This window comes from Nocardia implantans (assembly GCF_035544775.1).
Classification (GTDB): domain Bacteria; phylum Actinomycetota; class Actinomycetes; order Mycobacteriales; family Mycobacteriaceae; genus Nocardia; species Nocardia implantans.
The window spans coordinates 62,934-81,598 of record NZ_JAYKYQ010000003.1; the positions used below are offsets into that span (position 1 = coordinate 62,934).

Annotated in this window: 21 protein-coding genes; 11 read left to right on the top strand and 10 right to left on the bottom strand. The window is 69.8% G+C overall.

Annotation, left to right across the window (positions count from 1 at the left end; genetic code table 11):
• Positions 1-82: 82 nt before the first annotated feature.
• The 5 genes from U3653_RS08120 to U3653_RS08140 all read right to left on the bottom strand — a co-directional run bounded on the left by U3653_RS08120 (position 83) and on the right by U3653_RS08140 (position 4,538).
• A complete protein-coding gene (locus U3653_RS08120; RefSeq protein ID WP_039797863.1) occupies positions 83-1,021 on the bottom strand; it encodes a M56 family metallopeptidase in 939 nt (312 codons plus the stop codon).
• A 43-nt stretch (positions 1,022-1,064) separates the two neighbouring features.
• Positions 1,065-1,457 (bottom strand): BlaI/MecI/CopY family transcriptional regulator, encoded by a 393-nt coding sequence (locus U3653_RS08125; protein ID WP_039797864.1) that lies wholly within the window; start codon positions 1,455-1,457, stop codon positions 1,065-1,067.
• A 71-nt stretch (positions 1,458-1,528) separates the two neighbouring features.
• The gene (locus U3653_RS08130) at positions 1,529-2,425 is read right to left on the bottom strand and encodes an ABC transporter ATP-binding protein (protein WP_195079014.1); all 897 of its coding nucleotides are present in this window, start codon (positions 2,423-2,425) and stop codon (positions 1,529-1,531) included.
• A complete protein-coding gene (locus U3653_RS08135) occupies positions 2,422-3,513 on the bottom strand; it encodes a FecCD family ABC transporter permease (RefSeq protein ID WP_323124099.1) in 1,092 nt (363 codons plus the stop codon). Before U3653_RS08135 ends, U3653_RS08130 begins: the two co-directional genes overlap by 4 nt.
• The gene (locus U3653_RS08140) at positions 3,510-4,538 is read right to left on the bottom strand and encodes a FecCD family ABC transporter permease (protein ID WP_323124098.1); all 1,029 of its coding nucleotides are present in this window, start codon (positions 4,536-4,538) and stop codon (positions 3,510-3,512) included. Before U3653_RS08140 ends, U3653_RS08135 begins: the two co-directional genes overlap by 4 nt.
• A gap of 151 nt (positions 4,539-4,689) precedes the next feature.
• Between U3653_RS08140 and U3653_RS08145 the strand changes: the two genes are divergently transcribed.
• The 7 genes from U3653_RS08145 (at position 4,690) to U3653_RS08175 (ending at position 10,127) form a co-directional block, all read left to right on the top strand.
• Positions 4,690-5,397, top strand: a complete 708-nt coding sequence (locus U3653_RS08145; protein ID WP_195079016.1) for a hypothetical protein — start codon at positions 4,690-4,692, stop codon at positions 5,395-5,397.
• A gap of 407 nt (positions 5,398-5,804) precedes the next feature.
• Complete coding sequence (locus U3653_RS08150) at positions 5,805-6,563, top strand: carbonic anhydrase (RefSeq protein ID WP_323124097.1); 759 nt, start codon at positions 5,805-5,807, stop codon at positions 6,561-6,563.
• Between the two features lie 99 nt (positions 6,564-6,662).
• Positions 6,663-7,052 (top strand): PaaI family thioesterase, encoded by a 390-nt coding sequence (locus tag U3653_RS08155; protein ID WP_323124109.1) that lies wholly within the window; start codon positions 6,663-6,665, stop codon positions 7,050-7,052.
• Positions 7,053-7,128: 76 nt separating this feature from the next.
• Positions 7,129-7,431 carry an urease subunit gamma gene (locus U3653_RS08160; protein WP_195079018.1) on the top strand — a complete coding sequence of 101 codons (303 nt, stop codon included), beginning with the start codon at positions 7,129-7,131 and terminating at the stop codon, positions 7,429-7,431.
• A 50-nt stretch (positions 7,432-7,481) separates the two neighbouring features.
• Positions 7,482-7,832 carry an urease subunit beta gene (locus U3653_RS08165; protein WP_195079019.1) on the top strand — a complete coding sequence of 117 codons (351 nt, stop codon included), beginning with the start codon at positions 7,482-7,484 and terminating at the stop codon, positions 7,830-7,832.
• Positions 7,825-9,546 (top strand): urease subunit alpha, encoded by a 1,722-nt coding sequence (locus U3653_RS08170; RefSeq protein ID WP_195079020.1) that lies wholly within the window; start codon positions 7,825-7,827, stop codon positions 9,544-9,546. The genes U3653_RS08165 and U3653_RS08170 overlap by 8 nt, the downstream gene beginning before the upstream one ends.
• A 197-nt stretch (positions 9,547-9,743) precedes the next feature.
• On the top strand, positions 9,744-10,127 hold the full coding sequence (locus U3653_RS08175; RefSeq protein ID WP_195079021.1) for a hypothetical protein: 384 nt from the start codon (positions 9,744-9,746) through the stop codon (positions 10,125-10,127).
• 39 nt (positions 10,128-10,166) lie between these two features.
• Here the strand turns inward: U3653_RS08175 and U3653_RS08180 are convergent, their stop codons facing one another.
• Complete coding sequence (locus U3653_RS08180; protein ID WP_195079022.1) at positions 10,167-10,709, bottom strand: YaeQ family protein; 543 nt, start codon at positions 10,707-10,709, stop codon at positions 10,167-10,169.
• Positions 10,710-10,842: 133 nt separating this feature from the next.
• Between U3653_RS08180 and U3653_RS08185 the strand changes: the two genes are divergently transcribed.
• Positions 10,843-11,409: a hypothetical protein gene (locus U3653_RS08185; protein ID WP_195079023.1), complete on the top strand. Its 567-nt coding sequence runs from the start codon at positions 10,843-10,845 to the stop codon at positions 11,407-11,409.
• 11 nt (positions 11,410-11,420) lie between these two features.
• Here the strand turns inward: U3653_RS08185 and U3653_RS08190 are convergent, their stop codons facing one another.
• The 3 genes from U3653_RS08190 to U3653_RS08200 form a co-directional block, all read right to left on the bottom strand.
• A complete protein-coding gene (locus U3653_RS08190; RefSeq protein ID WP_323124096.1) occupies positions 11,421-13,013 on the bottom strand; it encodes a bifunctional phosphatase PAP2/diacylglycerol kinase family protein in 1,593 nt (530 codons plus the stop codon).
• Positions 13,014-13,221: 208 nt separating this feature from the next.
• Complete coding sequence (locus tag U3653_RS08195; protein ID WP_195079024.1) at positions 13,222-13,842, bottom strand: TetR/AcrR family transcriptional regulator; 621 nt, start codon at positions 13,840-13,842, stop codon at positions 13,222-13,224.
• A gap of 4 nt (positions 13,843-13,846) precedes the next feature.
• Complete coding sequence (locus U3653_RS08200; protein WP_195079025.1) at positions 13,847-14,716, bottom strand: oxygenase MpaB family protein; 870 nt, start codon at positions 14,714-14,716, stop codon at positions 13,847-13,849.
• Between the two features lie 154 nt (positions 14,717-14,870).
• Here U3653_RS08200 and U3653_RS08205 point away from each other — a divergent pair, with 154 nt between their 5' ends.
• Genes U3653_RS08205 through U3653_RS08215 form a run of 3 tightly spaced genes read left to right on the top strand, consistent with a single transcriptional unit; the run spans position 14,871 to position 16,132 of the window.
• Positions 14,871-15,338, top strand: coding sequence for an SRPBCC family protein (locus tag U3653_RS08205; protein ID WP_435406553.1), 468 nt, complete (start codon positions 14,871-14,873; stop codon positions 15,336-15,338).
• Entirely contained in the window at positions 15,335-15,676 is a 342-nt protein-coding gene (locus U3653_RS08210; RefSeq protein WP_067810800.1) for an ArsR/SmtB family transcription factor, read from the top strand. Before U3653_RS08205 ends, U3653_RS08210 begins: the two co-directional genes overlap by 4 nt.
• A 12-nt stretch (positions 15,677-15,688) precedes the next feature.
• The gene (locus U3653_RS08215) at positions 15,689-16,132 is read left to right on the top strand and encodes an SRPBCC family protein (protein WP_195079027.1); all 444 of its coding nucleotides are present in this window, start codon (positions 15,689-15,691) and stop codon (positions 16,130-16,132) included.
• A gap of 91 nt (positions 16,133-16,223) precedes the next feature.
• On the opposite strand, the gene U3653_RS08220 is transcribed toward U3653_RS08215, so the two are convergent.
• The gene (locus U3653_RS08220; protein WP_195079028.1) at positions 16,224-18,617 is read right to left on the bottom strand and encodes an ATP-binding cassette domain-containing protein; all 2,394 of its coding nucleotides are present in this window, start codon (positions 18,615-18,617) and stop codon (positions 16,224-16,226) included.
• Positions 18,618-18,665 lie beyond the last annotated feature (48 nt).

An 18,665-nucleotide genomic window follows, 5' to 3' on the forward strand; every position in this document is an offset into this window, starting at 1 on the left:
CGCGAGGATGACGCGCGCCGGGTGGAGCGAAGAGGATGGCCGACCGGAGACGGGCCGAAGCTCCAGGATACGCGCCGGGAAGTCAGCCGTGGAACAGCCGGCTCAGTTCCACCAGCCAGGGTACGGCCACCGCCTGCGTCGGCACCACCAGGATGGCGGCCGATCCCAGATAGGCGGCCGTGGCGATGCGGATGTCGCCGATCCGGCCGCTGAGCCGCTGGATGCGGATGAGCGTGGTGGGACCGCCCGCGGCGAGCGCGCCTTGCGGCGCGGTGGACTTCGCACAGGCGACCAGAGCGCGGGCCAGCGGTTTCGGCCCGGTGACCTTGACCGCCGAGTCGTCGGCGAGCAGCTCGATGAGCAGTTTCACCGAGCCGAGCGCGGCCTTGCTGCGCACCACCCTGGGGAACGCCTCGTGCACGGCCGTGAACGCCTCCAGCACCAGATCGTGCCTGGCCCGCAGATGCGAACGCTCGTGGCTGACGATGGCGGTGACCTCGGCGTCGGCCAGATTGGTCAGGGTGCCCTCGCTGAGCACGACGCGCTGGCGCAGGCCGGGCAGGCAGTAGGCGATCGGCTCGGTGGCGGCCAGCACCCTGATGTCGGCCGCGCGCCGGTGCGGACCGCTCTGGTCGAGCAGATCGACGAGCATGCGGTGCCGCGCCCGCCGCCTGCGGGTGTGCACGCCGACCCGGATGATCGCGTAGATCAACCGGGCGCCGATCAGCAGCGTGAGCGCGAACACGAACACGTACGCCAGCCACAACGGCAACCCCAGCGCGTCGATCTCCCTGGTCGGCGCGGTGGTCGGGCGGCCGTCGGGGCCGGGGACCAGCAGTTCGGCGGCGATGGCCAGCCCGGAGCCGAACGCGCTGAGCACGGCGGCGAGCGCGATGGCCTGCCAGAGCACCAGCGCTGCCCGAGGCGTCCGATAGGTCCAGGTCGCCCGGCTGAGCAAGGCCGGGGCAGGCCCCGCGAGAAGCAATGCCAGTCCGGCGAATACCGGCGCGGTTGCGTTCATCGACTCAGCTCACTGCGTTGTGGGGCCAGGGCGCCCGAGGAGTCTACTGCGGCGGCGGCGCCGAGTCCTCGGTTGCTTCGAGCTTAGCGAGTGCTTCGCGGAGAGCGGCAGCCTCGTCCTTGCCGACCTGTTCGACGAAGTGCACCAGTGCCGCGGCGCGGCTGCCCGCCGCGTCGGCCTGTTGCAGCGCGTCGACCATCAAACTCGCCACCAGTTCGTCGCGCGTGTGCACCGGCGCGTAACGGTGGGCGCGGTCGTCGCGCCGCTGCACCACGAGGTTCTTCTTCGCGAGGCGTTGCAGCACGGTCATCACCGTGGTGTACGCGAGCTCACGGCGTGCGGCGAGCGCCTCGTGCACCTGCCGGACCGTTTGTGGTTCGTCGGCCGACCACAACTGATCCATGACCGCTTTCTCGAGTTCACCAAGACCTGCCATTCCCTAATTTTAGGGACTCAACGACGAGGATGCGTACTACGGGGTGTCGTAACTATGGAGTAGCTGGTGTGTCATTTCTCATACGGCGCGGTCTCGGGCGGTGTGGCAGCCGGTCCGCCCACTTTTCCACGCACGTGCCGCGTGCCGATCGGGACGATCATCGGCCGCCCCGACACCGGGTCCTCGAGCACCCTGGCGTCCAGGTCGAAGACCTCACGCAGCAGCTCGGCCGACACCACCTCGCCCGGCGCGCCCGCGGCGACGACGCGCCCGGCGTGCATGACGACCAGTTGGTCGCTGTAGCGGATCGCGAGATTGAGATCGTGCAGCACCATGACGACGGTGCGCCCGAGATCGGCGTGCAATCGGTCCACCAGGTCGAGCACCTCGATGGAGTGCGCCAGATCCAGGTAGGTGGTCGGCTCGTCGAGCAGCAGGATGTCGGTGCCCTGCGCCAGCGCCATCGAGATCCAGGCCCGCTGACGCTGGCCGCCGGACAGCTCGTCGAGCGGGCGGCCGGCGAGGTCGGCGATCCCGGTTTGTTCCAGCGCCGTCGTCACCTCGGATTCGTCGGCGCCCGACCACTGCCGGAACCAGGACTGGTGCGGATGACGTCCGCGGGCGACCAGATCGGCGACGGTGAGCCCTTCCGGCGCAACCGGCGACTGCGGCAGCATGCCGACGATGCGGGCGACGTCCTTGGTCTTCATCGTCGAAATGGCTTTGCCGTCCAACATCACCCGGCCTTCCCGGGGGCGCAGCAGGCGGCCGAGCGAGCGCAACAGGGTGGACTTCCCGCAACCGTTTGGCCCGATGACCGTGGTGATCACACCCGGAGTGATGGTCAAACTCAGCCCGTTCACGATCACCTGATCGCCGTAGCCGAGGGTGATCTCCTCGGCGCCGAGCCGGTGACCGGGAGCGCTCGCCCGCTCGGTGGCGGCAGGGGTGAGGTCTGCGATCGTCATGACAGCGTCGCCTTCCGGTTCATACGCACGAGCAGGTACAGCAGGAACGGCCCGCCGAACGCCGCCGTCACCACGCCGAGGGGCAGGTCGACCGGGAACACCGTGCGGGACGCGACATCCGCGCCGACCACCAGGATGGCCCCGGCCACCGCGGAGCCGACCAGCGGCTCGCCCGGCGTGCGCAGCAGGCGGCGGGCGATCTGCGGCGCGGCGAGGGCGACGAAGCCGACCGGCCCGACGGCGGCGGTGGCCACCGAGGCGGCCACCACGGCAGCCGCGATCAGGATGGCCTGCTGGGTCTGGACGCGCACGCCGAGCGCCCGCGTGGTGTCGGAGCCGAGGCGCAGCGCGGCGAGCGTGCGGGCGGCGGCGAGCGCGACGAGCGCGGCGATCCCCGCGGCGATCGCCGCGGGAGTCAGGTGCGCGGTGTCGGCCGAGTTGAGCGATCCGTTGAGCCACAACTGCACTCGCTGGGCATCGGCCAGGCTGGCGCGGGTCAGCAGCCAGCTGATCGCCGCGGTCAGCAGGGCGTTCACGCCGACGCCGATCAGCACCAGCCGCAGCCCGGTCGCGCCGTACCCGCCGGTGGCGGTGCGTCCCCAGGCGAGCAGGTAGATGGCGACCGCGGTGAGCAGGCCGCCCGCCAGCGCCGCCACCGGCGCGCCGACCGAGGCGGCCAGCCCGGTGCTCGCGCCGCCGGTGCCGACCAGCACGGCGACCGCGCCCAAACTCGCGCCCGAGGTGATGCCGAGCATGTCCGGTGCGGCCAGCGGGTTGTGCAGGATGGACTGGGTGATCGCGCCGGCCAGCCCGAGCGCGAGGCCGACCACGAGCGCGGTGAGCGCGCGCGGCAGCCGGGATTCCAGCACGATGAACCGCTGCGCTCTGGTACCGCCGCCGGTCAGGACCTCCAGCACGCGTCCGAGCGGCATGTGGGACTCGCCCACCGCGATGTCCAGGCAGAACAGCGCGAGCGCCAGCGCGATCAGGATGGCGATGATCAGGATCATCCGCGGTCGCAGCACCGTCGACACCGGCCCGACGCGCAGCGCGGGTCGCGCACCCGTGGTGCGCAGCGAGATCGTCACAGGTTCACCAGCTTTCGTCTGCGCACGAACGCGAGGAAGAACGGAACGCCGAGCACGGCGACCACCACGCCGACCTCCAGCTCACCGGGGCGAGCCGCCACCCGGCCCGCCACATCGGCGATCAACAGCAGCAACGCGCCGAGGAGCCCGGAATAGGGAATCAGCCAGCGATGATCCGGTCCGGTGATCGCCCGCGCGAGATGCGGAACGACCAGGCCGAGGAAGGCGATCGGCCCGGCCGCCGCCGTCGCCGCGCCCGCCAGCAGCACGACGGCCGCGAGTCCGAGCGCGCGACTGCGGCCGACATGCACGCCGAGCCCGCGCGCCACGTCGTCGCCGAGGCCGATCAGATTCAGTCCCGGCGCCGCCAGCACCGCCAGCAGCATCCCTGCGGCCAGGAACGGCAGCACCTGCCAGAACACCGCGGCGTCGCGGCCCGCGACGGTGCCGATCACCCAGAATCGGTAGGTGTCCAGCGCGGCGGCGTCGAACAGCACGACGGCGTTCGTCATGGCCTGCAGGAAGGCGGTGACCGCCGCGCCGGCGAGCACGAGGGTCAGCGGGCTCGCCTTGCCGCCGCCCACCGAAGAGGTCGCGAACACCGCCGCCCCGGCGATCAGCGCGCCGGTGAGCGCGAACCAGATGTATTGCTCCGGTGCGCTGAAGGCGAACAGGTACACGCTCAGCGCGGCGAGGAACGCCGCGCCCGCGTTCAGTCCGAGCAACCCGGCGTCGGCGAGCGGATTGCGGGTGTACCCCTGTACCAGCGCGCCCGCTGTTCCCAGCGCCGCGCCGCAGACCAGCGCCAACGCGGTGCGCGGCAGGCGCAGTCCGCGCACGATCTCTTCCTCGGTGGAACCGGCCGCGCAGGTGAAGGGTCCGCCCGGGCAGGCGAGCGCGTGCTGCACGGCGTCGAACACCGTCCCCGGTGCGAGCGAGCGCGCGCCCACCGCGACACCGGCGAGCACGGCGAGCAGCAGTAGGACGGTCGAGACGAGGAGTCCGCAAAGACGTCGCCGCCTCACGGTGGCAAGAGAGGTCACGGCGACGAACTGCTCCTGAAATCAACGATACGGTTGCTAGGTCTGGTAAGCCTAACCTATCTTTCGCTGTACGGACGGGCACGGCCGAATGTCCGCCGCGCCGCGCGACGGAGCCGATCCCCGAGGAGGTTCGATGACCGAGCTCATCACCACGCCACATCGCTCGACGACGGCGTTCGGACGCGCCTGTGCCCGGCTGCGCGCGCTGCAGCCGGAGCATCCACGGGTCTATGCCGTCGCCGCGATCGCCGAGCAGGGTAAGCGCCGCTGGTGGCAACTGGCGGACGGAGTGCGCGAAGGTCGCGTCGAACTCATGTACCGCAGGCATGCCGCGGAGATGATCAGCGCCGACATCGCGGCGGAAGTGGTTGCCACGGCGCTGATCCATGCGATCGCCGGACGGGTGGTGGCGCTGCTCGTCGCGGAGGGTCGGGCATGGGACCCCGGGTTGGAGAATCTCTGGATCCACACGGACAACGACGGCGGCATCGACTGGGCGGGTTTGTCCGACACCACGATTCGCGTGGTCGACGGCGATCCGCTGGCGGGTGGACCCGGTGTGGTCGCCTTGCCGTGCCCGGAGGCGATGTCCGTCTGGCTCGCGCATCGCTGCGAGTCCGCGTTGACCGTCGTCCAGCGGAACCTGACGCGCTGCTCCGGATTGAGCGCACGGCGGTTCTGGTCCCTGGTGGGTGAATCCGTCGCGGGCGCTTCGGCTTACGTGCCCGATCTGGCGCGGACCGATTCCGTCGCCGGTGCGCGCCGCGGCCAGGCCCTGCTGGCGGCGATGGCCGAGCGCGGGCTGCCCGTGCGGCGGTCGGGTGGTTGCTTAGTTAGGTAAGCCTGACCTATACTCGGATCCGGCGTACGGATCGCGTGAGCGTCCCGAGGGCTGCGGTGACCCCCGATCCCTTGCCGCGGCGGGCTCCACCTTCGGTGGGGCCCGCCGCTCTGTCCGTCTGTGAAGTGCGTCGCCGACTCTGGCGCGCCGTCCGGCCCTGGTTCTACGCTGACGCCGACACGATCGCGAACCCCCTGTACAGCAGGGGTATTCGTCGTCCGGCCGTCCTCGCCCGGCCACCGCCGCACCGGGGAACCCGGCCCGGTGCCGTGTCGCGCCCATCGGCGCGCCACCTCCGAGGCCGCGCCGATGCCCACCGTCGCGGACCGGACGCACGACGGTCAACAGAATTCGAGGTTGTCAGCTTGTCCACCCGCAGATCGTCCCGCCGCCGTTCGATCGCTGCCGTGCTCACCGCTGTCGCATTGCTCGCCGTGCCCGCTTGCGGATTCGGTGAGCAGCGGGCGCGAAGCACCCCTGCGCCGCACTGGGATTACGACGCCGAAGGCCCCGATCACTGGGCCGACTTGGATCGTGACTACCTGACCTGCAAGAGCGGCCACCAGCAGTCGCCCGTCGACCTGCCAGGTCACGCGAAACTCGAGCCGTCCGAGCACATCACCATCGACTATCACGCGGCCCCGGCTGTGACGCTGCGGAACAACGGGCACACGGTGCAGGCGAATCTTCCAGCGGGAAATGGAAATCGCATCGTCGTCGACGGTGTTCCGTACGAACTCGTGCAATTCCACTTCCACCTGCCCAGCGAGCACACCGTGGACGGCGTGGGCACGACGATGGAAGCGCACTTCGTGCACAAGAGCGCGGCGGGCGCGGTGGCCGTGCTCGGTGTGCTGCTGCGCGCCGCGCCGGGACCGTCGGCCTTCGCGCCGATCCTCTCGGTCGCGCCGCGGGCCGTCGACGCCGAGACCGTCGTGCCGGGCCCGATCGATCTGCGCGCGATGCTGCCAGGTGCGACCGACCAATACCGCTATCAGGGTTCGCTCACCACCCCGCCGTGCAGCGAGGGCGTTTCGTGGACGGTGCTGGGCAATCCCGTCGCGGTGGCCCCGGCCGACGCCGACCGGTACCGGACGTTGTTCGCGCACAGCAACCGGCCGACCCAGCCGCTGAACGGCCGGACGGTCACGCTGGCGGGCGGGTGAGGCCGCGACGGCCTGGTCCGGGCGCTGTGCGACAGTGAGTACATGACACAGCAGGAAACCCGTCAGTTCGGCTCGCTGGCGGATGTCACACCCGAGCAGATGAACGCCTACAGCGAAGGCACCTTCGCCGATCTGATCGGCCTGCGTTACACCGAGCTGAGCCCGGAGCGCGTGCGCGGCGAGTGGGTCGTGAAACCGCATCTCTACCAGCCCGCCGGTATCCAGAACGGCGGCGTGTACTGCACCGTCATCGAGACGCTCGCCAGCATCGCCGGCGGCATCTGGTTCGGCGACCGAGGCACGGTCGTCGGGGTCAACAACAACACCGATTTCCTGCGGGCGGTGCGCGAAGGCACTCTGACGGGGGAGGCGACGCCGCTGCACCGGGGCAGGCTGCAGCAACTGTGGCAGGTCGTCATCACCGATGAGCAGGGCCGCACCGTGGCCCGCGGGCAGGTGCGATTGCAGAATCTGCCGCATCGGTCCTGACCGCTCGACCGGCGGCGGCGGAACGGGCGTGCCAGAATGTGCCTCACCCGTCACGGTGAACCGGTGAGGAGCCAGGATGCGACTGTCACCGCACGAGCAGGAGCGCCTGTTGCTCAGCTACGCCGCCGAGCTTGCCCGGCGCAGGCGGGCGCGCGGACTCGCGTTGAACCATCCCGAGGCGGTCGCGCTGATCACCGACCACGTGCTGGAAGGCGCGCGCGACGGCCGCACCGTCGCGGAGCTGATGTCCTCCGGGCGGACGGTCCTCACCCGCGCCGACGTGATGGAAGGGGTGCCGGAGATGATCCCCGAGGTCCAGGTCGAAGCGACTTTCCCGGACGGCACCAAGCTCGTCACCGTGCACCACCCGATCGGTTAGGCGGGCGGGATGCGGTTCGCGAGCGTCCCCGGGACGGATCGAGGCGCGGTGTGATCCCCGGCGAATACTTCTGCGCCGAGGGCGTCGTCGAACTGAACGCCGGCGCCGCGCGCATCGAACTCGACGTGATCAATACCGGCGACCGCCCCGTGCAGGTCGGCAGTCATGTGCACTTCCCGCAGGCGAACGCGGCCCTGGAGTTCGATCGAACGGCCGCGCACGGTCACCGCCTCGACATCCCGGCCGGTACCGCGGTGCGCTTCGAACCCGGTCTCGCGCAACGGGTGCGGCTGGTGCCGCTGGGCGGCGCCCGCGAGGTGCACGGGATCAGCCGTACACCGCCGGGCCGTCTCGATGACCGGCGCGGGACTCGGTGCGGGGAGGTAGGACGCGATGAGTGAGCTGAGCCGGGCGCGATACGCCGAATTGTTCGGACCGACGACCGGCGACCGGATCCGTTTGGCCGACACCGATCTGCTGATCGAGATCACCGAGGACCGCAGCGGGGGACCCGGCCGCGCGGGCGACGAGGCCGTGTTCGGCGGCGGCAAGGTCCTGCGGGAATCCATGGGCCAATCCCGCGCGACGCGCGCCGAGGGCGCTCCCGACACCGTGATCACGGGCGTGGTGATCATCGATCACTGGGGAATCGTCAAGGCGGACGTCGGCATCAGGGACGGGCGGATCAGCGCGATCGGCAAGGCGGGCAACCCCGACACCATGTCCGGGGTGCATCCCGACCTGGTCGTGGGGCCGTCCACCGAGATCATCTCCGGCAACGGCCGCATCCTCACCGCGGGCGCGATCGACTGTCACGTGCATTTCATCTGCCCGCAGCTGCTGGAGGAGGCGCTCGGCGGCGGCATCACCACCCTCATCGGCGGTGGCACCGGTCCGGCGGAGGGCAGCAAGGCGACCACCGTGACGCCCGGCGCGTGGCATCTGGCGCGCATGCTGGAGGCCACCGACGGCTGGCCGGTGAACATCGTGCTGCTCGGCAAGGGCAACACCGTCAGCGCCGAGGCGATGTGGGAGCAATTGCGGGCCGGGGCGTCGGGCTTCAAGCTGCACGAGGACTGGGGCTCGACCCCCGCCGCGATCGATGCCTGCCTCACCGTGGCCGACGCGGCGGGGGTGCAGGTGGCGCTGCACTCGGACACGTTGAACGAGGCCGGTTTCGTCGAGGACACCCTCGCGGCGATCGCGGGCCGCGGCATCCACGCCTATCACACCGAGGGCGCCGGCGGCGGGCACGCGCCCGACATCATCACCGTCGCCGCCCATCCCAACGTGCTGCCCAGTTCCACCAACCCGACCCGCCCGCACACGATCAACACCCTCGACGAGCACCTGGACATGCTCATGGTGTGTCACCACCTGAGCGCGTCGATCCCGGAGGATCTGGCCTTCGCCGAGAGCCGGATCCGCCCCTCCACCATCGCGGCCGAGGACCTGCTGCACGATCTGGGCGCCATCTCGATGATCGGCAGCGACTCGCAGGCCATGGGCCGCATCGGGGAGGTCGTGTTGCGCACCTGGCAGACCGCGCACGTGATGAAGCGCCGCCGCGGCGCGCTGCCGGGCGACGGCGCCGCCGACAACGCGCGCGTCCAGCGCTACATCGCGAAATACACCATCTGCCCGGCCGTCGCGCACGGCCTCGACCACGAGATCGGGTCGGTCGAAGTGGGCAAGCTCGCCGATCTGGTGCTGTGGGAGCCCGCGTTCTTCGGCGTGCGCCCGCACGCCGTGCTCAAGGGCGGCGCGATCGCCTGGGCCGCGATGGGCGACGCCAACGCCTCCATTCCCACGCCGCAGCCCGTGCTGCCGCGCCCCATGTTCGGCGCCGCCCCGGCGGCCGCCGCCGCGACGTCGCTGCATTTCGTGTCCGAGCAGGCGATCGAGGACGGCCTCGCCGACCGGTTGCGGGTCCGGCGCAGACTCGTGCCGGTCCGCGACGTCCGTGGCGTGCGGAAGACGGACCTGCCGCACAACGACGCCATGCCGCGCATCGAGGTCGACCCCGACACCTTCACCGTCCGCATCGACGGCGAGGTCTGGCACGAAGACCCCGCCCCCTCCCTCCCCATGGCCCAGCGCTACTTCCTCTTCTGACACCCCGCGAGTGGCACATGGCTGCGGAGAAATGCGAGAAGAAGTCTCGATGGTGTGCCACTCGTGGGGAACCGGCGCGGAGCGTATAGTCCGCTGGACTCGGAGGAAGGGAGGGAAGGATGCCTCGGTCAGGCGAGCGGGGGGTGGGGCGCCGTGTTCTGGTGGGTTGTGTGGGGGCGGGGACGCTTCTGGCCGCGATGTTCGCGACATCGGCTGCCGCACCGTTGTCGCCCGGCAGCGGGTCGGCGAGCTCGACGGTCGCATTGAACGACTACTGCCAGGAGCACGGCGCGGTGGGCCACCTCGCCGACGGCCGGACGGTTTACTGCACACAGGTGCAGAACACCGACGCGTTCGTGTGGTCTTACAGCCGAGGCCCGATCCCTCGCGATCCCCACACCCGCGACTACACCTGTGACAGCGATACCTGCCACCGGCCCGACGGCAGCGCCGTTCCGAACTATCAGCGCTGCGGTCTCCTGTGCGGCGAGCCTCCCACCAGCGGCGACGTGCAGAGCGGGCTGTACGACTGCTTCGCGACGGGAGCCGAATTCGGAGAGTGCGAAAGCCGGATCCGATGACCGGTCGGATCCGTCCTTCGCCAACGAACGGATCGAAACCTACGTGAGCCGGTGCTCGTGGATCGGTGCGCTCAGCGCGGTGCCGTTGAGGTCGAGGTACAGCAGACGCTCGGTGACGGATACGGTCATGGCGTTGCGGCGTTCGGTCGCGGCGACGGCGGCATCGATGAATTCACGGTCGAAGCTGTACAGCGGTATCGCTTCGGCGCGGTGCACGCGCTTGCCGGTGAGTTGCGCCAGTACCTTGGCCGGGTCGCGGTGGGTATAGACGGCGACGCGGTCGGCGAGTTTGCTGCCTCGGTGCACCCGCTCCGCGTCGGGTGCGCCGATCTCGATCCAGGCGGTCAGGCGTCCGGTGAGGTCGCGCACCAGCACGGCGGGCTCGTCGGTCGCGGAGACGCCACCGTCGCTGAAGGCGATGCCCTCCTCGTATTCGAGGCAGTAGGCGAGCACCCGGGTCAGCATGAACTCCGCGGATTCGGACGGATGCCGCGCCACCCGCAACTCCAGCTCCTGGTAGACGCCTCGATCGACGTCGGCCAACTGGACGGCGAAGGTATGCAGTGTCGCGCTGAGTGCCATAGCTGCAGGAGCTTAGTGCCGACGGAGGCGTCGGCCGGGGTCGAGCTTCCTTCGGTGCCGGGTGGTCCGGCGCACGCAACGGGCTGGTTCTCGGCGTTCAGCGAATGCCATTGCGGGGCCGTAGGATCCGGCGATGACACTTACTCGTGCCGACCTGGCCGGATACGTCGAACGCGACTTGGACGCCGAGCTGGCGAGATGGTTCGCCGATCGCCCGCCGGTCGTCGTGCCGGAGCAGACCCGGCCGGTGGCGCCCTTTCTCCAGCGCCTGGCGCCCGCGTCCGCGGCGGCGCTGGCTGCGTTCGACCGCAGGGTGCGGTCCGGGCGGATGCCGCAGTTCCTGGACATCCACGATTGGTCCTATGGTTTCGACTTCGCCGGAAATGATTGCGGTATAAGGGATTCCGACTACGAAACCGAGCTCACCGACGACGACGTCTACTCGATCGGCGCGGACGGCGGCGGCAACCTGTACGTCGTGCTCACCAACGGGCAGGTCGCGCTCTGGTTCCACGAGGAGGAAGTGGTCGAGGGTGGCACCCGCTTCGACGACCTGGATGTCTTCCTCTGGTCGGTCGTGCGTTACCACGCGGTGCGGTCCGGGGCGCTGGCGCGCGATGCGGTCGAGGCGGACTTCCTGGTGCTGGGGCAGGACGGCGCGCTGGAGCCGGACCTCGGGTTGCTGCGCTCGATGAAGTAACGCGCGTTCGCTCAGTCCTCGCCCGCTCGCCGCTGGAACGGCCGCCCGGTTCGGAAGACGTCGCGCAGCCAGGGCGCCCGGCGGTGGTGCGGACGGCTGCGGTCGGCCCAGAGCGGATTGGATTCGTCCCGGCGGTAGGCCGCGAGCTGTCCGGCGATGGCGAAGTGCAGCCGGGTGGCTGTGCCGACCACCTCACCATCGGTCGCCAGCGCCTGCGGCGTGGGTACCTGCACCAGCAGTTCCGGCAACTGGCGTTCACCGTAGACCTTGCTGTGGCCGATCGCCGCCAGCAGCAGCGCCAGCACGGCGCGGGTGCGCGACCAGCGCAGGTCGGCGCGCAGCCAGCGGATGTCGAGCAGCCCGGCGTCGAGCCGGTCGCGGAAGGCGGGCACCGCGCCGTGCGGGTGGTAGGGACCGTTGCCGACGAACAGGAACCAGACTCGCCGCCACTGCCCGTCCAGGCAGATCTCGATCGGCTCGGCCCGGCGCAGGGTGACCACGAGCGCGGCGGCGAAGGCGGGCCACTTGCCCCAGCGCGACTGCCACTTCTCGCGCAGCTGCACCAGGTCCGGATAGGCGCCGAGGCTGGCGGTGTTGATCAGGTGACGGGTGCGGGAGCCGGTGTCGTCCTCGCATTCGACGGCGGCGATGTCCACCGCCACCGCCTCGCCCGCGCCGGTCGCATCGATCACCTCGCGCAGGTCGTAGACGCCCAGATCCCGGGCGAAGTGGTTGAGCGTGCCGGTGGGGATCACGACCAGCGGCAGCTCGTGGCGCAACGCGACCGCGGCCACCGCGGCCACCGTGCCGTCACCACCGGCGACGCCGACCGCGAGCACCGGTTCACCGTGCTCGGCGATGGCCTGCTCGAGTTGCTGCGCGCAGTCCAGATCGGGTCGCGTGCGCAGCACGGTGGCGGCGGGCAGGGCGTCGACGACGTCGTCGGTCGGATCGTAATTCGGGTCGCCGGACATCGGATTCACCATGACCACAAGGCCTTTACCCTCCACCAGCACGGGCACTTCGCGGACCGGACGGGCCTGCGCCTCATCGGATTCGCGCACGGGCCACCAGCGACGCGTGGCCAGGGCGACACCGGAACCCACGGCCGCACCGACGAGCACGTCGGAGCTCCAGTGCACGCCGGTGTGCACCCGCGAGTAGGCGACGGTGGCGGCCAACGGGGCGACAACCAGTGCGGTACGCGGGCTTTCGAGTGCGACGGCGGTGGCGAATGCCGCGGCGCAGGCGCTGTGGCCCGAGGGGAACGAGGAGGACCTCGGGGTCGGGACGAGTCGCCGGTGCACCGGCAAGAGTTCGGCGGCGGGCCTGCGCCGCGCGATCAGCGACTTGAGGCCGACGTTCACTACGAGACTCGCTCCGGCGACGGAGACGACACCGCGCAGCGCGGCCCGCCGCGGCGCGCCTTGGCGTGTGGCGAGCAATGTCGCCATGGCCAGCCACAGTCCGCTGAAATTCGCACTGCTGGTGAGCCGCAGCAAACCGTGGTCGACCGCCGAGGCGGGCAGTTCGGCGACCGCTCCGCCGATCGCTCGATCGATTCGTCCGATGCCGTGGAACTTCCGGCGCACCCAGCTACTCACGTGTCCGACATTACCGATCACCACCCCGGCGTCTCGAAACACGAAGGCGTGGTGCGTTCCGGCGGGGACGGCAAGGCTCTGGCGCGGCAGGACGGTCACAAGGTGGAGACTTGCCCCGAAAGCCCGTGTTCTAACGGTGCTCTCGTGATCCGAATGCCACCTGCCGGGAAGTCGGAAGCGGTCGAGGCCGGTACGGACGCGGTCGCCGCTAGCGAATGGCGGTGGGGATGAGGTGGTGACGGGCGAAGGCGCGGGCTTCTTCGTCGGTATCGAGCGAGAAGTAGCTGTCCGGAATGAGCAGGAGGGTGAGGGACAGGCGCGCGGCGATCTCGGCGGACGCGTCGGGATCGATGTCGCCGATGTCGTCGGCGCGGCGGAGTTGTTCGGCGAAGAACGCGCGCGCGGCGGCGAGGAGCGTCGCGCCGTAGGTGATGACGAAGGGCTGGCCGCCTTCGTCGGCGAGCAGGATGCGGTTGGTGAGCGGATCCGTGCGCAGCGTGCGCAGTGCGATCGCGAAGCCCTCTGCCGCGCGGTCGCGTACGTCGGTGTGGTCGGCTACGGCCGTGGTGATCCCGGACAGGACGCGCCGCAGCCACACGGTCAAGGCCGTGGTGACGAGCAGGTCCTTGCTGGGAAAGGCCCGGTAGACGGTGGCGCGGTGCAGGCAGGCGCGGCGGGCGATGTGCTCCATGCGGACCCGGTCGATGCCGTGGTCGCGGAACTCCGCCAGGGCCGCGTCGATGATCCGGGTGGCCTGCGGGTCGCCTTCGATGCCTGCCGCGAGCCGGTCGACATCGAAGGCGGCGTTCGTCTGCCGGGCACTGCGCATGGACCTAATCCTGCCCGACCGCCCGGGCGTGGCGCATGCCCGCGCGCGCCCGGGGGTGGTAGCGCAGGGGTTCCGGAATCAAAGGCCATGCGTTGCGGATCAGCGTCGCGACGGCGCGGAAGTGGGCCTGATCGGCCCGGTTGTAGCGCAGGCCGAGTTTGTCGCGGGCCGGCTCGGGCAGCATGGCGGCGGTGATCACCCGGTACTCGGACATGATCACCGGCCGCAGCAGCCGTTCGACCGGTTGCGGCAGATACGGCAGCCGCATGTCGCTGGTGAACCGGAGCCGATCGGTCAGCCAGCGCGCCGACTCGGTGGCTTCCAGCACGTCACGGCAGATGTCGTCGAAGTACCGCTGGAAGCCGGCGTAATCGGGGGGCATCGGCCGGTCGCTGACGCCGTATCGCCGGAACCAGGTTTTGCTCTGCTGGTACAGCTGCTCGCGTTCGGCGCCGGTCAGTCCGTCGCCGAACACGTCGGCGATGTCGATGACCGCCTGCACCATCGTGGCGTGGGTCCAGTAGTAGGTCTCGGGATTGAGGGCGTGGTACCGGTCCCCGTGCGCATCGGTGCCGCGGATGTCGCGGTGGTAGTCGCGGACCCGGGCACCGGTGCCGCGTTCGACGGGGTCGTAGACGGTGCCGATGATCTCGGGTATCGAGCGCAGGACCCGGTCCCAGGGATCGCCGAAGAAGTCGGAGTGTTCGGTGACGCCGGCCCCCACCGCGGGATGCATCAGCTCCAACATGCCGTACGGCGCGGCGACCAGGAACAGTCGCAGGTCACCGAGGTAGCGCCAGAGCAGCGTGCCCGGTCCGAGCCGCGGGTCCTCCTGCGTGGCCTCGTCCGGCACGGCTTCAAGATGTGCGGTCATCCTCGACCCCTCTCTCGTGGTGCGACGAAAAAACTATAAATGTCGCATGTGTCGCAGGCAAGGAGGGCTCGGTTCGAGCTCGCGAGGATATGCAACCAATAGTTGCGTGATGACTGGCCGTCGACTAGCGTCATATGCAACCAAACGTTGCATATTGGAGGTCGCGATGATGGAGTACGGCAGCATCGAACGGGAGATACACGTCGACGCCTCGCCCGAGGTGGTCTTCGAGGTGGTCAGCAGCCCGGAGCACATCTCGCAGTGGTGGAGCGACGACGCCGAGTTCAGCGCGGCTCCCGGCGCCGTCGGCGAACTCGTCTGGGGTGACCGGGCCCAGGTCGCGCCGATCAAAGTGGAGCGCGCCGAGCCGCCCCGGGTGTTCTCGTTCCGCTGGTGCCATCCGGGCGGAGTGGTCGACGACCCCGCCGGTTCGCTGCTGGTGACGTTCGAGCTCACGCCGTCCGGTGCTGGTACCAGGATTCGGCTCACCGAGACCGGTTTCCGGGAGATGGGCTGGGAAGCCGCGAAGCTCGAGGAGCTCTACCGCGACCACACCACCGGGTGGGACACCTTCGTGCCCCGGCTCGGGGAGTACATCGCGCGGCTGGTGTCGACGCCGTGACCGCCGCCGTCGACGACGACCTGTGGTCGGCCATCGGGGATCCGACGCGCAGGCGGATGCTCGACCTGCTGCTCGCGGAGGGGGATGGCACGGCGACCAGCCTCAGCGAGCGCCTGCCGGTGACCCGGCAGGCGGTCGCGAAACATCTCGGCGTGCTCGACCGGGTCGGCTTGGTGCACGCGACGCCCGCCGGGCGCGAGCGGCGGTACCGGGTGGACGAGGCCCAACTCGCTCGCGCCGTGGCCCAGCTGTCCTCGGTGGGGGCGGCGTGGGACGCCAGGCTCCGGCGGATCAAGCGCATCGCGGAGGCGATTCAGCGCAAACAAGATCAACAGTGAAAGGAATCGAACATGGTGGACATCCTGCACAAAGTCGGCATCGAGGCGCCGGTGGACGAGGTCTACGCCGCCTTGACCACCACCGAGGGACTGTCCGGGTGGTGGACGACCGATACCGAGGGAAACGGCGGCGATGTCGGCGGCCTGCTCGAATTCCGCTTCGCGGCGGGTGGATTCGACATGCGGGTGCGTGAACTCGACCCGGCGAAGCGCGTGCTGTGGGAGGTGGTCGGCGGACCCGAGGAATGGATCGGCACCCAGGTGGACTGGAGTCTCGATCAGGAGGGCGATTACACCTCCGTCCTCTTCACGCACCGAGGCTGGCGGGAACCGGTGGACTTCATGCACCACTGCAGCACCAAATGGGCGGTCTTCCTGCTGAGCCTGAAGTCGCTGATCGAAACCGGCAAAGGCGCGCCGGATCCCGACGACGTCAAGATCGACAGCTGGAATTGACCCGCTGCCCTCCGGCCGCTCGTTCTCGGACGCGCGGCCGGAGGAAAGGTCCCGCGTTCCGGCGCGCAGGCCACCCGCTCCCGCGCGCCGTTCAGGCGCCGACGTAGGCCGCGAGATGTTCGCCGGTGAGGGTGGAGCGGGCGGCGACGAGATCGGCGGGAGTGCCCTCGAAGACGACCCGGCCGCCGTCGTGTCCGGCCCCGGGCCCGAGGTCGATGATCCAGTCCGCGTGCGCCATGACCGCTTGGTGGTGCTCGATGACGATGACCGACTTGCCGGAGTCGACGAGCCGGTCGAGCAGGCCCAGCAACTGCTCGACATCGGCGAGGTGCAGGCCGGTGGTCGGCTCGTCGAGGACGTAGACCCCGCCCTTGTCGGCCATGTGCGTGGCCAGCTTGAGCCGTTGCCGCTCGCCGCCGGACAGCGTGGTGAGCGGCTGGCCGAGGCTGAGGTAGCCCAGCCCGACGTCGGCGAGCCTGCGCAGGATGGCGTGTGCGGCCGGGGTGCGCGCCGCCTCGGTGTCGAAGAACTCCTCGGCCTCGAGCACCGACATCGCGAGCACTTCGCTGATGTCACGGCCACCGAGGTGGTATTCCAGCACCGACGCCTGGTACCGCTTGCCCTCGCACTCCTCACAGGTGGTGGCGACGCCCGCCATCATGCCCAGGTCGGTGTAGACGACGCCCGCGCCGTTGCAGGTGGGGCACGCGCCTTCGGAATTCGCGCTGAACAGCGCGGGCTTGACGCCGTTGGCCTTCGCGAACGCCTTGCGGATCGGCTCGAGCAGCCCGGTGTAGGTCGCCGGATTGCTGCGCCGCGAGCCGCGGATGGGCGTCTGGTCCACCGCAACCACGCCTTCGCTCGCGGGGATGGATCCGTGCACCAGCGAGCTCTTGCCCGAGCCCGCAACGCCGGTGATGGCGACGAGCACACCCAGCGGAATGTCCACATCGACGTCGCGCAGATTGTTCGCTGTCGCGCCGCGAATCTCCAGCTTGCCCTTGGGCTCCCGTACGGTGGCCTTGAGCGTGGCCCGGTCGTCGAAATGGCGGCCGGTGACGGTGCCGCTCGCGCGCAGGCCATCGACGCTGCCCTCGAAGCAGACGGTGCCGCCCGCCGTGCCAGCCCCTGGACCGAGGTCGACGACATGGTCGGCGATCACGATCGCCTCGGGTTTGTGCTCCACGACGAGCACGGTGTTGCCTTTGTCCCGAAGCCGCAGCAGCAGGTCGTTCATCCGCTGGATGTCATGGGGGTGCAGGCCGATGGTCGGCTCGTCGAAGACGTAGGTGACGTCGGTGAGCGAGGAGCCGAGATGACGAATCATCTTGGTGCGCTGGGCCTCTCCGCCCGAGAGGGTGCCGGAGGGCCGGTCCAGCGAAAGGTAACCGAGCCCGATCTCGACGAACGAGTCGAGCGTGTGGCGCAGCGCGGCCAGCAGCGGCGCCACCGACGGCTCGTTCAGCCCGCCGACCCATTCGGCCAAGTCGCTGATCTGCATCGCGCAGGCGTCGGCGATGCTGATCCCGTCGATCTTCGACGAGCGAGCCGCCTCGGTGAGCCGGGTGCCGTCGCACTCGGGACAGGTGGCGAAGGTGACCGCCCGGTCCACGAACGCCCGGATGTGCGGTTGCATCGCCTCCCGGTCCTTGGACAGGAAGGACTTCTGGATCTTGGGGATCAAGCCCTCGTAGGTGAGGTTGACGCCCTCGACCTTCACCTTGGTGGGCTCTTTGTAGAGGAAGTCCTGCATCTCCTTCTTGGTGTACTTGCGGATCGGCTTGTTCGGGTCGATGAACCCCGACTCCGCGTACACCCGCACCGTCCAGAAGCTGTCGGACTTCCAGCCCGGGATGGTGAACGCGCCTTCGGCCAGCGACTTGGAATCGTCGTAGAGCTGGGTGAGGTCGATGTCGGACACCGAACCCCTGCCCTCGCAGCGCGGGCACATCCCGCCGGTGACGCTGAAGCTGCGACGCTCCTTCACGGTCCTTCCGGCGCGCTCGGTGGTGACCGCGCCCGCACCGCTGATCGAGGCGACGTTGAAGGAGAACGCCTGCGGCGAGCCGATGTGCGGCTTCCCGAGCCTGCTGAACAGGATGCGCAGCATGGCGTTGGCGTCGGTGGCGGTGCCGACCGTGGAGCGCGGGTCGGAACCCATACGTTGCTGATCGACGATGATCGCGGTGGTCAGTCCCTCGAGCACGTCGACGTCGGGCCGGGCCAGCGTCGGCATGAAGCCCTGGACGAACGCGCTGTAGGTTTCGTTGATCAGCCGCTGCGACTCCGCGGCGATCGTGCTGAACACCAGCGAGCTCTTGCCCGAGCCGGAGACGCCGGTGAACACCGTCAGCCTTCGCTTCGGGATCTCGATGCTGACATCCTTGAGGTTGTTCTCGCGCGCACCGTGCACGCGGATCAGATCGTGGCTGTCGGCGGCGTGCGGCGCGGGCGCCTGCGTGTCCGTCGTCGTGGCCGTGCTCATCGTGTCTCCATCTGTTCTGGCGGGGGCCGCCGCGGCGGTCTCCCTCGG

Excerpts from the sequence above, each read along its gene's own strand:
- U3653_RS08175 (WP_195079021.1), top strand. The coding sequence starts at position 9,744 with ATGTTCGCGACATCGGCTGCCGCACCGTTGTCGCCCGGCAGCGGGTCG.
- U3653_RS08130 (WP_195079014.1), bottom strand. The coding sequence starts at position 2,425 with ATGACGATCGCAGACCTCACCCCTGCCGCCACCGAGCGGGCGAGCGCT.
- U3653_RS08185 (WP_195079023.1), top strand. The coding sequence starts at position 10,843 with ATGACACTTACTCGTGCCGACCTGGCCGGATACGTCGAACGCGACTTG.
- U3653_RS08220 (WP_195079028.1), bottom strand. The coding sequence starts at position 18,617 with ATGAGCACGGCCACGACGACGGACACGCAGGCGCCCGCGCCGCACGCC.
- U3653_RS08120 (WP_039797863.1), bottom strand. The coding sequence starts at position 1,021 with ATGAACGCAACCGCGCCGGTATTCGCCGGACTGGCATTGCTTCTCGCG.
- U3653_RS08145 (WP_195079016.1), top strand. The coding sequence starts at position 4,690 with ATGACCGAGCTCATCACCACGCCACATCGCTCGACGACGGCGTTCGGA.
- U3653_RS08215 (WP_195079027.1), top strand. The coding sequence starts at position 15,689 with ATGGTGGACATCCTGCACAAAGTCGGCATCGAGGCGCCGGTGGACGAG.
- U3653_RS08125 (WP_039797864.1), bottom strand. The coding sequence starts at position 1,457 with ATGGCAGGTCTTGGTGAACTCGAGAAAGCGGTCATGGATCAGTTGTGG.
- U3653_RS08195 (WP_195079024.1), bottom strand. The coding sequence starts at position 13,842 with ATGCGCAGTGCCCGGCAGACGAACGCCGCCTTCGATGTCGACCGGCTC.
- U3653_RS08160 (WP_195079018.1), top strand. The coding sequence starts at position 7,129 with ATGCGACTGTCACCGCACGAGCAGGAGCGCCTGTTGCTCAGCTACGCC.
- U3653_RS08170 (WP_195079020.1), top strand. The coding sequence starts at position 7,825 with ATGAGTGAGCTGAGCCGGGCGCGATACGCCGAATTGTTCGGACCGACG.
- U3653_RS08180 (WP_195079022.1), bottom strand. The coding sequence starts at position 10,709 with ATGGCACTCAGCGCGACACTGCATACCTTCGCCGTCCAGTTGGCCGAC.
- U3653_RS08155 (WP_323124109.1), top strand. The coding sequence starts at position 6,663 with ATGAACGCCTACAGCGAAGGCACCTTCGCCGATCTGATCGGCCTGCGT.
- U3653_RS08200 (WP_195079025.1), bottom strand. The coding sequence starts at position 14,716 with ATGACCGCACATCTTGAAGCCGTGCCGGACGAGGCCACGCAGGAGGAC.